The organism is Streptomyces sp. Ag109_O5-1 (genome assembly GCF_003814875.1).
Lineage (GTDB): Bacteria > Actinomycetota > Actinomycetes > Streptomycetales > Streptomycetaceae > Streptomyces > Streptomyces sasae.
Window position 1 is genome coordinate 8,614,598 of sequence record NZ_RKQF01000001.1, and the last position, 14,016, is coordinate 8,628,613.

11 protein-coding genes and 1 pseudogene are annotated in these 14,016 nt (G+C 71.0%); 9 read left to right on the forward strand and 3 right to left on the reverse strand.

Features of this window, described 5'->3' with window-relative positions; all coding sequences use genetic code 11:
* Positions 1-155: 155 nt before the first annotated feature.
* From EDD90_RS39160 to EDD90_RS39170, 3 genes are all read left to right on the forward strand, one after another.
* Positions 156-1,190 carry a C40 family peptidase gene (locus EDD90_RS39160; protein ID WP_123977832.1) on the forward strand — a complete coding sequence of 345 codons (1,035 nt, stop codon included), beginning with the start codon at positions 156-158 and terminating at the stop codon, positions 1,188-1,190.
* A gap of 424 nt (positions 1,191-1,614) precedes the next feature.
* Entirely contained in the window at positions 1,615-2,631 is a 1,017-nt protein-coding gene (locus EDD90_RS39165; RefSeq protein WP_123977833.1) for a C40 family peptidase, read from the forward strand.
* A 30-nt stretch (positions 2,632-2,661) separates the two neighbouring features.
* Positions 2,662-3,858 carry a hypothetical protein gene (locus tag EDD90_RS39170; protein WP_185149388.1) on the forward strand — a complete coding sequence of 399 codons (1,197 nt, stop codon included), beginning with the start codon at positions 2,662-2,664 and terminating at the stop codon, positions 3,856-3,858.
* On the opposite strand, the pseudogene EDD90_RS39175 reads toward EDD90_RS39170, so the two are convergent.
* Positions 3,843-4,166 (reverse strand): annotated as a pseudogene (locus tag EDD90_RS39175) (PadR family transcriptional regulator); the annotation flags it as partial. The gene EDD90_RS39170 and the pseudogene EDD90_RS39175 overlap by 16 nt on opposite strands.
* Before the next feature lie 135 nt (positions 4,167-4,301).
* Complete coding sequence (locus EDD90_RS39180; RefSeq protein ID WP_185149389.1) at positions 4,302-5,537, reverse strand: glycosyltransferase family 87 protein; 1,236 nt, start codon at positions 5,535-5,537, stop codon at positions 4,302-4,304.
* Between the two features lie 113 nt (positions 5,538-5,650).
* Between EDD90_RS39180 and EDD90_RS39185 the strand changes: the two genes are divergently transcribed.
* Both EDD90_RS39185 and EDD90_RS39190 read left to right on the forward strand, forming a co-directional pair.
* The gene (locus EDD90_RS39185; protein WP_123977835.1) at positions 5,651-6,793 is read left to right on the forward strand and encodes a glycosyltransferase family 4 protein; all 1,143 of its coding nucleotides are present in this window, start codon (positions 5,651-5,653) and stop codon (positions 6,791-6,793) included.
* Positions 6,794-6,920: 127 nt separating this feature from the next.
* Entirely contained in the window at positions 6,921-8,504 is a 1,584-nt protein-coding gene (locus EDD90_RS39190) for a GMC oxidoreductase (RefSeq protein WP_123982108.1), read from the forward strand.
* Between the two features lie 13 nt (positions 8,505-8,517).
* Here the strand turns inward: EDD90_RS39190 and EDD90_RS39195 are convergent, their stop codons facing one another.
* Positions 8,518-10,314 carry a long-chain fatty acid--CoA ligase gene (locus tag EDD90_RS39195; RefSeq protein WP_123977836.1) on the reverse strand — a complete coding sequence of 599 codons (1,797 nt, stop codon included), beginning with the start codon at positions 10,312-10,314 and terminating at the stop codon, positions 8,518-8,520.
* A gap of 317 nt (positions 10,315-10,631) precedes the next feature.
* Here EDD90_RS39195 and EDD90_RS39200 point away from each other — a divergent pair, with 317 nt between their 5' ends.
* The 4 genes from EDD90_RS39200 to EDD90_RS39215 all read left to right on the forward strand — a co-directional run bounded on the left by EDD90_RS39200 (position 10,632) and on the right by EDD90_RS39215 (position 13,879).
* Positions 10,632-11,429 (forward strand): metallophosphoesterase, encoded by a 798-nt coding sequence (locus EDD90_RS39200; protein ID WP_123977837.1) that lies wholly within the window; start codon positions 10,632-10,634, stop codon positions 11,427-11,429.
* Positions 11,430-11,557: 128 nt separating this feature from the next.
* Complete coding sequence (locus EDD90_RS39205; protein WP_123977838.1) at positions 11,558-11,998, forward strand: SRPBCC family protein; 441 nt, start codon at positions 11,558-11,560, stop codon at positions 11,996-11,998.
* Positions 11,999-12,199: 201 nt separating this feature from the next.
* Positions 12,200-13,354 (forward strand): ArsA family ATPase, encoded by a 1,155-nt coding sequence (locus tag EDD90_RS39210; RefSeq protein ID WP_123977839.1) that lies wholly within the window; start codon positions 12,200-12,202, stop codon positions 13,352-13,354.
* A gap of 63 nt (positions 13,355-13,417) precedes the next feature.
* Positions 13,418-13,879 (forward strand): DUF5304 domain-containing protein, encoded by a 462-nt coding sequence (locus EDD90_RS39215; protein WP_123977840.1) that lies wholly within the window; start codon positions 13,418-13,420, stop codon positions 13,877-13,879.
* The last annotated feature ends 137 nt before the right edge of the window (positions 13,880-14,016 follow it).

A 14,016-nucleotide genomic window follows, 5' to 3' on the forward strand; every position in this document is an offset into this window, starting at 1 on the left:
TCAATCAAACGTCACGGCACGTTAGTTATGTGCAAAGAGTGTGTTGCGTGACCAGATTTTTGGCTGTTGGGATTTGAACTGATCACAAGTAGGTCACTAGGGTCTGGCCTCGAACCTCCACACGGGTGATCACTCAAACGAAGGAGCCCGTCTCCGTGGCGTCCCATCGTCGACCCAAGCAGCAGAGTCGCGCGCGCGTGACCGTGCTGACCACCGCAGCCGCCGCTGCCGTCGTCCTCAGTGCCAACGCCGCCAACGCGGCGCCCAGCGCGAAGCTGAGCAAGGACGAGGTCAAGGCCAAGGTCGACAAGCTCTACGAGGAGGCCGAGCAGGCCACCGAGAAGCTCGATGGCGCCAAGGACAAGCAGCAGAAGCTGCAGAAGGAGATATCCACGATCCAGGACAACGTGGCCCGTGGACAGGAAGACCTCAACAAGCTGCGGGACAGCCTCGGTTCGCTGGCCACCGCGCAGTACCGCTCCGGCGGCATAGACCCGTCCGTCCAGCTCTTCCTCTCGTCCAACCCGGACGACTACCTCGACAAGGCCTCCACGCTCGACCAGTTGAGCAGCCAGCAGGTCGAGGCCCTGAAGAAGATCCAGGACAAACAGCGCGAACTCGCCCAGGAGCGGGCAGAGGCCTCCGACAAGCTCAAGGACCTCTCCGCCACCCGCGCCGAGCTGGCCAAGCAGAAGACCGCCGTCCAGGGCAAGCTCGCCGACGCGCAGAAGCTCCTCAACACCCTGACGGCCAAGGAGAAGGCCGCCCTGGACGCCGAGCAGGCCCAGGCCGCCAGCCGCGCCTCCTCCCGCGTGAACCTCGGCAACACGGGCTCCGCCTCCAGCAGGGCCGCCGCCGCCTTCGCCGCCGCCCAGGGCGTGCTCGGCTCGCCGTACGTCTACGGCGCCTCCGGACCGTCCTCCTTCGACTGCTCGGGCCTGACCTCCTGGGCCTACGCCCAGGCCGGCGTCACCATCCCGCGCACCTCCGAGGCGCAGGCAAACGCCGGCACCCGCATCTACAGCGCGAGCGACCTCAAGGTCGGCGACCTGGTCATCTTCTACGGCGACTACCACCACGTCGGCCTCTACGCCGGCAACGGCCAGGTGCTGCACGCCCCGCACACCGGCGCCGTGGTCCGCTACGAGGCGATGAGCGACATGACCTTCGAGTTCGGCGTCCGGATCTGACCTCCGCCGAGGCCCCGGGCCCCGTCAAGATCACAACGCCGGGACGTCCGAACGGGCGAACTGCGCCAGCCTGATGTACCCACCGCCCCGCCTTTGACCTGCGTCGGAGGCGGGGCGTCACGTTGTGCGCCCTGGGAGGGGCTTTGGCCGGTGCGTGTCCGCGCGGCTAGCATCGCCGCGTCCAGTGACGGAAGTCGCCGGACCTACCGCCGGACGGGCGGGAAGTCACGCCTGTGGAGGCTGTGTGAGACCGACCCACATGGGTCGGCGGCGGCCTGTGAAGCAGGAACCCGCGGTGGCGCCGTTGAGCGGTGCGGACCGGAATCCTCCGCCCTGGGCAGAGGAGGGCGTCAATGTCTGGCGCGTTTCCCCCTGTACCGGGGGAGACCGTCGGCGTCCGACGATCGAAGGAGTGCGGCTTCCTGTGGGGTCCCATCGCCGCCCTGTGCCGTCCGGGTTCGACCGGGGCGCCGGTGCCGCCGTCTGCGTGCTGTCGGCCGCGGCCGCCGCGCTCGGCGCCGTACCGGCGAACGCCGCCCCGCACGGGGACTCCCGCGCCGAGGTCGACCGGCTGTACCAGCAGGCCGAGGAGGCCACCCAGGCCTACGACAAGGCCGACGAGCGGGCCGTCGCGCTGCGCCGCGAGGTGAACGACGCCCAGGACCTGATCGCCCGTCAGCAGCAGCGCATCAACACCATGCGGGAGGCGCTCGGTTCGCTGGCCGGAGCCCAGTACCGCTCCGGCGGCCTCGACCCCACCGTGGCCCTGCTGTTCTCCGACGACCCCGAGGACTACCTCGCCAAGGCGTCCCTCCTCGACCGTATCGACGTCCGCCGGGCCGGGCAGCTGAGGGAGCTCCAGGCGGCGCTGCGCGAACTCGCCCAGGAGCGCTCCGAGGCCGCCGGCAAGCTCGCCGAACTGGAGCGCAGCCGCAAGGCGGTCGCCACCCACAAGGTCACCGTGGAGCGGAAGCTCGCCGCGGCCCAGCACCTGCTCGACACGATGTCCGCCGCCGACCGCGCCGCCTTCGAGCACGCCTCCCGGGGCGACGGCCGCGACGACCTGCCCGACCTCTCCGGCGTCGTTCCCCCGGACGGCCGAGCCGCCGTCGCGATCGCCGCCGCCCGCGCCGCCCTCGGCAAGCCCTACGTCTGGGGCGCGAGCGGCCCCTCCGGCTTCGACTGCTCGGGCCTGATGCAGTGGGCCTACGCACACGCCGGGATCCACCTCCCGCGCACCTCGCAGGAGCAGCGCTACGCCGGCCACCAGGTCCCGCTCTCCCAGGCGCGCCCCGGTGACCTGGTCGTCTACCGCTCCGACGCCAGCCATGTCGCCATGTACGTCGGCCACGGCCAGGTCATCCACGCCCCCTACCCGGGCGCCCCGGTCCGCTACGACCCGGTCGGGATGATGCCCGTCTCCTCGGTCACCCGGCCCTGACTTTCGGGCCCTGACCCGTACGATCGGAAAGTGGCTGGTCGTAGGCGGGTGTGGCGTTCAGGAGCGGTGGGGCTGTGTCTGCTGCTCCTGCCGCTGACCGGATGCGGCGGCGGACAGTCGCCGACCGCGACGGCGGTGAACGAGGTGCAGCAGGTCCTGGACCGGCGCTCGGCCGCGGTCCTCGGCCATGACGAGACGGCGTACGGGCGGACGGGCACCCGGAGCTCGTACGCCGACCTGCGGGCCGTACCGCTCGCCGAGTGGCGCTACCGGGTCACCGCCGTGCACCGGGACGGCGCCGGGGCCACCGTCGACGCCCAGCTCCGCTACCGGATCCGCGGCTACGACAAGGCGCCGGTCACGACGGACCGCATGCTCACCCTGGACCGCACCGCAGACGGCCAGTGGTACGTCACGTACGACAAGCCCGCCAAGAAGGCCGGACAGCAGCTCTGGGACCAGGGCGAGGTGACGGCCGTCAAGGGCGCCCACAGTCTCGTCCTCGGCGTCGGCCAGTCCGAGGAGGCGCTGCGCGGCTACGCCCGTCTCGCCGACACCGCCGTCCCCGCGGTCTCCGCGGTCTGGGGCACGGACTGGACCCGCCGGGTCGTACTGCTCGTGCCGAAGTCGCTGAACGGCATGGCGGGCCTGCTCGGCGCCCCCGCCTCCAACTACCAGGGCATCGCGGCCGTCACCACGGGAGAGGCGGGCGGCTCCGGCACGACCCCGGCGGACCGGGTCATCCTCAACCCGGAGGCGTACGCGGTCCTGGGCCAGGTGGGCAGACAGGTCGTGCTGACGCACGAGACGACCCATGTGGCGACCCGCGCCCGCACCACGCCCGCCACCCCCCTCTGGCTCTCCGAGGGGTACGCCGACTGGATCGGCTATCTCCACACCGGCCGCACCCCGACCGAGGCGGCCCCCGAACTCGCCCGCGCCGTCCAGGGCGGAGAGGTCCCGGCCGGCCTTCCGGCGGACAAGGACTTCGGCTTCACCGACGACCCCACCAAGCTGGCCCAGGCCTACGAGGGCGGCTGGCTGGCCTGCCGGATGATCGCCGCCCACTGGGGCGAGGAACGGCTCGGCGCCTTCTACCGGGCCGTCGGCGCGCACAAGGAGCGGGCCGGCGCGGTGGAGGACGCCCTCCGGAAGGAACTCGGCACCACCCTGACGGACTTCACCGAGCGCTGGCGGGAGTATCTGCCGGATCAGCTCGGCGGCTGAGCCAGCCGCTCGATCGCCTCCTTCCGCCAGGCCCGCTCGGCGGTGCCGGTCGCCCGTGCGACCCGCCGTATCCCCTCCCGGAAGAGATCCCTGCTCTCCGCCGCCCGCACCGGCTCGCCGTCCCGGTAGAAGAAGCCCGACGGTGCCTCCAGGAAGTCGATCCGCGGCCGCAGCACGGCCGCCTGCGCCGCGGGGTCGGGGAGGTGGCGCAGGAAGGCCAGGACCGTGTTGAAGCGGACGTGGTCGGTGATCTCGGCCTGCTTGGGCGCGCGCAGCCGGTCGAGCAGCTCCGACCGCCCCTTCTCGGTCCGGCGATCACGCGGCTGGTCGCGGCCGGCAATCGCCCACACCCTGTCCGGGCCAGGGCTGCCCGGGATCTGTCCGGCCCTGGTTCTGGGGATGGGCGTGCAGTGCGCGGCTGTCGTGGTGCTGCTGTCCCGGGCTCAGGAGGAGACCGAGTTCTCCTTGGCCCGGGCGGCCTGAGGGGGGAACGGGGCGACGGGATCGTCGGCCGCGGTGGAGCGCCACAGCGCCCGGGCCGCCGTGACCGTCGCCGCGACCAGCAGGCCGTTGCGCAGGAGCAGCAGCGTGACGCCGTACCAGTCGCTCGCGACCACGTGCGCGAAGCCGGCCGGGAACTCCAGGACCGTCACGAAGGAAGCCAGCACGACCAGCACCGCCGGCACGGTCATCCGGCCGGCCCGGAAGCACAGGCAGACGGCGGCCAGGCCCACCAGCCACACCATGTACTGCGGGCTGATCACCCGGCTGGTGACCGTGAACATCAGTACGGCGGTGAAGGCGGCGTCCGCGAGCGTGTGGTTCCGGAAGCGGACCGCCGACAGCCGCCACAGCAGCAGCCAGCCGAAGGCGAGCACGGTCAGCAGCAGGGCCGCCGTGCTCACCGCCTTCACATGCGGGCCCAGGAATTCGATCGACCCGTAGTTGAGCAGTACCTGGCCGTGCCAGCCGTAGTGCCGGGCGATGTGGAAGACCAGCGCGCCGAGCGACTCCACCTCGGTGCCCCGGTCCCGCTGGAACGTCAGGAAGGAGAACGCACCGGGCATGGCCACCGCGAACAGCCCGCCGACCGCACCCGCGGTGACCGCCGCCGACACCCAGGCCCGCCGCCGTACGGCACCCACAAGGAGCAGGGCCGGCCACACCTTGACCATCGCGCCGAAGCCCACCAGGGCGCCCATGATCCTCGGATGTCTGGCCCCGGCGAGCAGCGCGGCGACCGCGACCGCGGTGACCATCAGGTCGTAGCGGGCGTAGACGGTCGGGCCGAGGAGCGGCACGCCGAGCACCCAGACCCAGGCGCCGCGCAGGGTGCGGCCGGGGCGCAGGCCCGTGTAGAGGAGGAGGACCAGGACCGCCAGGTCGGCGAGGAAGGCCAGGACGAAGAAGGCGGTCGGATAGTCCAGGAAGGGCAGCAGCCCGGGGGAGAGGATCGCCAGGGCCGCTGCGGGCGGGTACTGCCAGGTGACGTCGTCCAGGGGGAACGTTCCGTGGCGCAGCACCTCGTACCAGCCCTGGTAGATCACCGACACGTCGGTCGTGACGTCCGCGCCCGGGAACACGAACACCTTCAGGACGAACAGCAGCAGCACCAGCCGGCTGGCTCCCCAGATGACCAGCAGCAACGCCAGGGCACGCTTCACGCCCGTCCTGTCCACTTGAGCCCCTGTCCGTCGGCGTGCTGTGTCGAGTGGGCCACATGATCCCCCGTCGCCCTGTGCGGCGGCCATGAAGCACGGCCGAACACACTGTGCGGGTAAGGTCTGCGGCGATGCACAAGACCCTCATCGTGACGAACGACTTCCCGCCCAGGCCGGGCGGCATCCAGGCCTTCCTCCACAATATGGCGCTGCGCCTGGACCCCGAGCGGCTGGTCGTCTACGCGTCCACGTGGAAGCGGAGCCGGGAGGGCGTCGAGGCGACCGCCGAGTTCGACGCGGAGCAGCCCTTCACCGTCGTGCGCGATCGTACGACGATGCTGCTGCCGACGCCGGGGGCGACCCGGACGGCGGTCGGGCTGCTGCGGGAGCACGGGTGCACGTCCGTATGGTTCGGGGCGGCGGCTCCGCTGGGGCTGATGGCGCCGGCGCTGCGGAAGGCGGGCGCCGAGCGGCTGGTCGCCACCACCCACGGGCACGAGGCCGGCTGGGCCCAGCTGCCCGCCGCGCGGCAGCTGCTCCGGCGGATCGGGGACGCGACCGACACGATCACCTATCTCGGCGAGTACACGCGGTCCCGGATCGCCGGCGCGCTCGGTGCGGAGGCGGCGGGGCGGATGGTGCAGCTGCCGCCGGGGGTGGACGAGAAGACGTTCCATCCCGGGTCGGGGGGCGATGGGGTGCGGGCGCGCCTCGGACTCACCGACCGGCCGGTGGTCGTGTGCGTGTCGCGGCTGGTGCCGCGCAAGGGGCAGGACACGCTGATCCTCGCGATGCCGCTGATCCTGGCCGCCGAGCCGGACGCGGTGCTGCTGATCGTGGGCGGCGGGCCGTACGAGGGTGATCTGAGGCGGCTCGCGCGGGAGACCGGGGTGGAGGCGTCCGTGCGGTTCACGGGGGCCGTGCCCTGGGCCGAGCTGCCCGCGCACTTCGGTGCGGGGGACGTGTTCGCGATGCCCTGCCGGACCCGGCGGGGCGGGCTGGACGTGGAGGGGCTCGGGATCGTGTACCTGGAGGCCTCGGCGACCGGGTTGCCGGTGGTGGCGGGGGACTCCGGGGGCGCGCCGGACGCGGTGCTGGACGGGGAGACCGGGTGGGTCGTGCGGGGCGGGTCGGCCGAGGAGGCCGCCGAGCGGATCGTCGTGCTGCTGGGGGACGCGGAGTTGCGGCGGCGGATGGGGGAGCGGGGGCGGCAGTGGGTGGAGGAGAAGTGGCGGTGGGACCTTCTCGCGGAGAGGCTCAAGGAGCTCCTGTAAAAGTCTGTTTCAAGGGCTTGCGGCAAACGTCGCCGTACCCCTAGGCGGAACCGGAAAATCCGCACATGCTGCGCGCATGACAGCAAAACTGATGCAGCGTCAGCTGACGAGACGTCATATCCTGGGCATGATCGCCCTCCAGACCGCCGCCGCGGCCGGTCTCACCCGTATCGGGCTCCAGTCGGCGCAGGCCGCCGAGGAGGCCGCAGCCGTCGACAACGCGCCCGCGATCGTGGTCGGTTCGGGCTACGGCGGGGCCGTGGCCGCGCTCCGGCTCGGCCAGGCGGGCGTACAGACCCTCATGATCGAGATGGGCCAGCTGTGGAACACGGCCGGCTCCGACGGCAAGATCTTCTGTTCCACCGCCGCCCCGGACAAGCGGTCCATGTGGTTCAAGACCCGGACCGAGGCGCCGCTCGCCACCTTCCTCTGGCTGGACGTCGTCAACAAGGACATCACCGCCTATCCGGGAGTGCTCGACCGGGTGCACTACGACAACATGTCCGTGTACGTGGGGCGCGGTGTGGGCGGCGGGTCGCTGGTCAACGGGGGGATGGCGGTCACCCCGCGCCAGTCGTACTTCACCGAGCAGTTCCCGACCGTGGACGCGAGCGCGATGTACAACACGTACTTCCCGCGCGCCCGCACCATGCTCGGCGTCAACACCGTCGACGCCACCTGGTTCGAGTCGACCGAGTGGTACCAGTTCACCCGGACCTCGCGGAAGGCCGCCGCCAACACCGGGCTCACGACCACCTTCGTGCCCAACGTCTACGACTTCGGGTACATGCAGCAGGAGGCCGCCGGAACCGCCACCAAGTCCGCGCTCGCCCAGGAGGTCATCTACGGCAACAACTTTGGCAAGAAGAGCCTCGACAAGACCTATCTGGCCGCCGCCCTCGGCACCGGCAACGTCACCATCCACACCATGGAGAAGGTCAAGGCGGTCACGCGGGCGAGCGACGGGTCGTACCTGCTGAGCGTGGACCGGATCGACACGAGCGGGGCCGTCGTGGAGAGCAAGCAGTACAGCTGTACCTACCTGTTCCTGGGAGGCGGCAGTCTCGGGACCACCGAACTGCTCGTCCGGGCCCGGGACACCGGTGCGCTGCCCGCCCTCAACTCCAGTGTGGGCGCCGGATGGAGCACCAACGGCAACACCATGCTCGGGCGCGCCAACCACATCTGGGACACCACCGGGGCCAACCAGGCGACCATGCCGGTCATGGGCATCGACGACTGGGCCAACACCGACAACCCGGTCTTCGCGGAGATCGCCCCGCTGCCCATCGGGTTCGAGACCTGGGTGAGCCTCTATCTGGCGATCACCAAGAACCCCCAACGGGCCTCGTTCACCTACGACTCCGCGAGCGACGGGGTGAAGCTGGGCTGGACCGCCGCCCAGAGCGCGGTCTCGGTCGCCATGGCCAAGAAGCTCTTCGACCGGATCAACGCGGCCAACGCGACGATCTACCGGTACGACCTGTTCGGCTCGTCCAGCAAGGTGTTCGCCGACGACTTCTGCTACCACCCGCTGGGCGGCTGTGTGCTGGGCCAGGCGACCGACGACTACGGCCGGGTGAAGGGGTATTCGAAGCTGTACGTCACGGACGGCTCACTGGTCCCCGGGAACATCGGTGTGAACCCGTTCGTGACCATCACCGCGCTCGCCGAGCGGACGATGGAACGGGTTCTCGCCGAGGACATGTGAGCCGAGGGCCGTACTACTTCGCGTAGATGGCCTCGATCTCGTCCGCGTAGTCCTTCGCCACCACGTTGCGCTTGAGCTTCAGGGACGGCGTCAGGTGGCCCGAATCCTCCGAGAACTGGGAGGACAGAATGCGGAACTTCCGCACCGATTCCGCCTTCGACACCGCGGCGTTGCCGTCGTCGACAGCGGCCTGGATCGCCGCGATCAGATCCGGGTCGTCGCGCAGCGACGCCGCGGTGGCACCCGCCGGCTTGCCGTGGTCGGCCGCCCAACGGCCCAGGAACTCCTCGTCGATGGTGACCAGCGCGCCCACGAACGGCCGCCCGTCGCCCACCACCATGCACTCCGCGACCAGCGCGTGCGCGCGGATCCGGTCCTCGATCACGGCCGGGGCGACGTTCTTGCCGCCCGCGGTGACGATGATCTCCTTCTTGCGGCCGGTGATCCTGAGGTAGCCGTCCTCGTCGAGGGTGCCGATGTCACCCGTGTGGAACCAGCCGTCGGCCAGCGCGTCGGCGGTCGCGGCCTCGTTGTTCCAGTAGCCCTTGAACAGGTGCTCGCCGTGCAGCAGTACCTCGCCGTCGTCCGCGATCCGGATGACCGAGCCCGGCAGCGGCTGCCCGACCGTGCCGATCTTCTGCCGGTCCCAGGGGTTGAACGCGGTCGCCGCACAGGACTCGGTCAGGCCGTAGCCCTCCAGGACCGTGAAGCCGATGCCGCGGAAGAAGTGGCCGAGGCGTTCGCCCAGCGGGGCACCGCCGGAGATGGCGTACTCGCCCTTGCCGCCGAGCACCGCGCGCAGCTTGCTGTAGACCAGCTTGTCGAAGGTCCGGTACTTGATCTTCAGGCCGAGGGACGGGCCCGCCGGGGTGTCCAGCGCCTTGCTGTACGTGATCGCGGTGTCCGCGGCCTTGTCGAAGATCTTGCCCTTGCCGTCCGCCTGCGCCTTGGCACGCGCCGAGTTGTAGACCTTCTCGAACACGCGCGGGACGCCGAGGATCAGCGTCGGCCGGAACGCGGCCAGTTCGTCGGTGAGGTTCTTGATGTCCGGGACGCAGCCCAGCTTGATCGGCGCCATCATCGGGGCGATCTGGACCAGCCGGCCGAAGACGTGCGCGAGCGGGAGGAAGAGCAGGACCGAACACTCACCGGTGCGGAACAACGGGCGCAGGCGCTCGACGATGTTGCCGCACTCGGCGAAGAAGCTGCGGTGGGTGAGGACACAGCCCTTGGGGCGGCCCGTCGTACCCGAGGTGTAGACGATGGTCGCCGGATCGTCGGCTCTCGCCTGCGAGCTGCGCTCGTCCACCGTGGCGTCGGTGACGCCCTGGCCGAGCCGGCCCAGCTCCTCCAGGCCGCCGGCCTCGATCTGCCAGACGTGCTTGAGGGCGGGCAGCGTCTCACGCACCGACTCGACGGTGGCCGTGTGGTTGTCGAGTTCGACGATGCAGGCGGTCGCGCCGGAGTCGCCGAGGATCCACTGCACCTGCTCCGGCGAGCTGGTCTCGTACACCGGTACGGTGACCGCGCCGGCGCTCCAGATCGCGAAGTCGAGGAGCGTCCACTCGTAGCGGGTGCGGGACATCAGGCCGACCCGGTCGCCCGGCTGGATGCCGGAGGCGATGAGGCCCTTGGCGGCCGCGTGCACCTCGGCCAGGAAGGTGGTGGCGGTCACGTCCTGCCACACACCCCCGACCTTGCGGGCCATGACGGCTACGTCGGGATGCTGCGCGGCGTTTCTGCGGACGATGTCGGTCAGATTGCCGTCCGCGGGGACCTCGTACAAAGCCGGAAGGCTGAACTCGCGCAAGACTGCTGCTCCTCATAGGGCGCCGACGCCACGACGTTGTGCGATGCGACGGTGCGGTCCAAGGCTCGGGCAGGTGCTCAGGCCTCACCCACGGGCCACATGATCCGTTGGTTGAAATCCTGAGCACGACTGGACTGCCCGGACGTTACCCGCCGGTATGGCTTCTTCGACAGGGGGTCCCGGCGAGATGTTCGGTGCGTCACACAGGTTGGTGTTCCTTCGCGTACGGTAGTCCACCGCTTTAGTGACTGACCAGTAACCGCAGGTCCGCCCACCGCCTGTTCACAAGTGCATTGCCCGACCTACGCTTGATCACCATGGCAGCCACACCCACCGGCCCCCGAAGGACCCGCGTCCACGTGGTCAGCGACGTGCACGGCAACACCCGTGACCTGGCCAGAGCCGGCGACGGCGCCGACGCCCTGATCTGTCTCGGCGACCTCGTCCTCTTCCTCGACTACGCCGACCACTCCCGCGGCATCTTCCCCGACCTGTTCGGCGTCGAGAACGCCGACCGGCTCGTCGAACTCCGCACCGCCCGCCGCTTCGAGGAGGCGCGGGAGCTGGGAGCCCGGCTGTGGGGCGGGATCGGGGTCGACCGGGCGACCGCGATAGAGAAGGCGGTGCGCAAGCAGTACGCCGAGACGTTCGCGGCGTTCCCGACGCCGACGTACGCCACCTACGGCAATGTCGACATGCCGCCGCTGTGGCCGGAGTACGCGGGACCCGGAACGAGGTTCCTGGACGGCGAGCGGGTGGAGATCGGGGGACGGGTGTTCGGGTTCGTCGGCGGCGGGCTGCGGACGCCGATGCGGACCCCGTACGAGATCTCCGACGAGGAGTACGCGGCGAAGATCGAGGCGCTCGGCGAGGTCGACGTGCTGTGCACGCACATCCCGCCGGAGGTGCCGGAGCTGGTGTACGACACGGTGGCGCGCCGTTTCGAGCGGGGGAGCCGGGCGCTGCTGGACGCCATCCGGCGTACCAGGCCGCGTTATTCGCTCTTCGGACATGTCCACCAGCCGCTGGTGAAGCGCATGCGGATCGGGGCCACCGAGTGCGTGAACGTCGGGCACTTCGCCGGTACCGGGCGGCCCTGGGTGCTGGAATGGTGACAGCCCCGGACGAGGGGGTGAAGTCGGCTGGTCGGACGCGCGGTAGCCTTCACGCTGCACACGCGTGCGCACGCCCGCGCACGGTGGGCGTTTGTTCTTACCGGCCCGCATCTGGAGGAGCCACGGCGATGGCGGAACACACCAGCTCGAGCATCACGATCGAGGCGGCCCCGGCCGACGTCATGGCGGTGATCGCCGACTTCGCCCGGTACCCGGACTGGACCGGTGAGGTGAAGGAGGCGGAGGTGCTGAAGACCGACGCCAAGGGCCGGGCCGAGCAGGTCCGTCTGGTCATGGACGCCGGTGCGATCAAGGACGACCAGACGCTGGGCTACACGTGGACCGGTGACAACGAGGTCTCCTGGACGCTGGTGAAGTCGCAGATGCTGCGGTCGCTGGACGGGTCGTACCTGCTGAAGCCGGCCGGGGCGGGGGCGACCGAGGTCACGTACTCGCTGACGGTGGACGTGAAGATCCCGATGCTGGGGATGATCAAGCGCAAGGCCGAGAAGGTCATCATCGACCGGGCGCTGGCGGGCTTGAAGAAGCGCGTGGAGTCGGGCGAGTAGTCGTTCGGCTGCGGGTGGGTGGGGGCTGGTCGCGCAGTTCCCCGCGCCCCTGGGTAACTCAGCTGCGGGCATGCGTGCCTCCCCCAGAGGAGGACCCCAGGCGGCACGGGTGGGCGCAGCGGCACCCTGCCGACGCCGGTAAGTGCCCCCCAGGCCAGCCACAGCGAGGGCTCACCTGGACGTCCGTTACGGTTCACCCTCATGCGCACCATCCTGATCACCGGCCCCGGCGGCAGCGGCCGTACGACCGTCGCCGCGGCCACCGCCCTGCGCGCCGCAGGCGAGGACACCCCCACCCTCGTACTCAGCGCCGACCGCGCGGACACCCTCGGCGCCGCCCTGGGCACGGCGACAGGACCGGAGCCGACCCCCGTCACCGACACCCTCACCGCCTGGCGCCCCGACGCGGCCGCCCGCTTCCGTGAGGACCTCACCGCCTTCCAGACCCGTGCCGCGAACGTCCTCGACCTTCTCGGCGCCTCCCGTCTGGACGCCGAGGAGCTCACCCCGCTCCCCGGCGCCGAGGAACTCTCCTTCCTCCGCGCCCTGCGCGACGCCGCCCTCTCCGAGCGCTACGAGCTGCTCGTCGTGGACCTCCCGCCGGTCTCCCCGGCCCTCGCCCTGCTCGCCCTCCCCGAGGAGCTGCGCCGCTATCTGCGCCGGCTGCTCCCGCCCGAGCGGCAGGCGGCCCGCGCCCTGCGCCCCGTCCTCGGCCGCCTCGCAGGCGTCCCCATGCCCGCCGACTGGCTGTACGAGACGGCAGCCCGCTGGGACGTCGAGCTGGCCGCCGTGGAGGCCGTGCTCGCCGACCGCCGCACCTCCGTACGCCTGGTCGCCGAACCCGGTCCGGCCGGTGCCGACGCCGTCCGCACCGCCCGCCTCGGCCTCGCCCTGCGCGGCCTGCGCGCCGACACCCTGGTCGCCAACCGGGTGCTGCCCGAGGGCATGCCCCTGCACAACCTCGTCGCCCAGCAGCGCAAGGCCCTCGCGGAGTGGGGAGAGGCGTTCGACGTCACCCCTGTTCCCCACCTCGGCCACGACCCGCGCGGCACCGACGACCTCGCCGCGCTCGCCGTGCCCGGCGTCAACACCGTGACCGCCCCGGTCGAGTGGCCCGTCGCCGACCGTATCGAGGCGGACGGCGTCCTGGTCTGGCACATCCCGCTGCCCGGCGCGATACGGGACGGCCTCGACCTCGTCCGGCGCGGCGACGAGGTCGTGATCACCGTCGGCGGCTTCCGCCGCATCGTCGCCCTGCCGTCGGCCCTGCGCCGCTGCACCGTCGCCGGGGCCGCCCTGCGCGACGGCGAGCTGCGGCTCCGCTTCGCGCCCGACCCCGATCTGTGGCCGCGCTGACGGTGAAACCGGTACGCCCGTTCGGGTAACGTCGTAGAGACGAATTGTAGTCAGGAGTCCGTCATGAGCGAAGAGCGCCCCACAGCCGACGCCTCCGAGGAAGCGGACGAGGTACGGGCGACCGACGACGACGCCTGGGCCACGGCCTGTGCCGAGGACCTGGCGCGGGAGAAGGCCCGCCGCCGCTCCGAGTACGGGCCGACCCCAGGATCGGCCGCCGAGGAACTGCGCAAGCTCGTCGACGCCGTCGCCGACAAGCTTTCCGGCCTGCAGACCCCCCTCCTCGGGGCGGTCGCGGGCCCCGCCGCCCAGCAGGTGGTCCGGCAGGTCGTACAGCAGGCGAAGAACGCCGTCGACCCCGTCATAGAGCGCAACCCGGACGTCTTCGACCACCTGGCCGCCGCCGGCAGCGAACTCCTCGCGGCCTACCGCTCGGCGGTCCAGCACCAGGAGACCCGCTGGACCTCCGGCACCCACGACAAGGGCGACGACCCCGGCCCCGGCGAACGCATCGATCTCGACTGACAGCCCCCTGAAGACCCAGCCCGCGGGTTCCCCCGGCGGCGTTGTCGTCGGTTTCCCCATCGCTGCGCGTTGACTCCCTCCTCCGCCTTGCAGCTGCACGCACCAGACGCCGCCCGGCCCGCCCTCCGGGCGGACGA

Coding starts and splice junctions, on each gene's coding strand:
- EDD90_RS39185 (WP_123977835.1), top strand. CDS start 5,651: ATGCACAAGACCCTCATCGTGACGAACGACTTCCCGCCCAGGCCGGGC.
- EDD90_RS39190 (WP_123982108.1), top strand. CDS start 6,921: ATGATCGCCCTCCAGACCGCCGCCGCGGCCGGTCTCACCCGTATCGGG.
- EDD90_RS39200 (WP_123977837.1), top strand. CDS start 10,632: ATGGCAGCCACACCCACCGGCCCCCGAAGGACCCGCGTCCACGTGGTC.
- EDD90_RS39205 (WP_123977838.1), top strand. CDS start 11,558: ATGGCGGAACACACCAGCTCGAGCATCACGATCGAGGCGGCCCCGGCC.
- EDD90_RS39210 (WP_123977839.1), top strand. CDS start 12,200: ATGCGCACCATCCTGATCACCGGCCCCGGCGGCAGCGGCCGTACGACC.
- EDD90_RS39215 (WP_123977840.1), top strand. CDS start 13,418: ATGAGCGAAGAGCGCCCCACAGCCGACGCCTCCGAGGAAGCGGACGAG.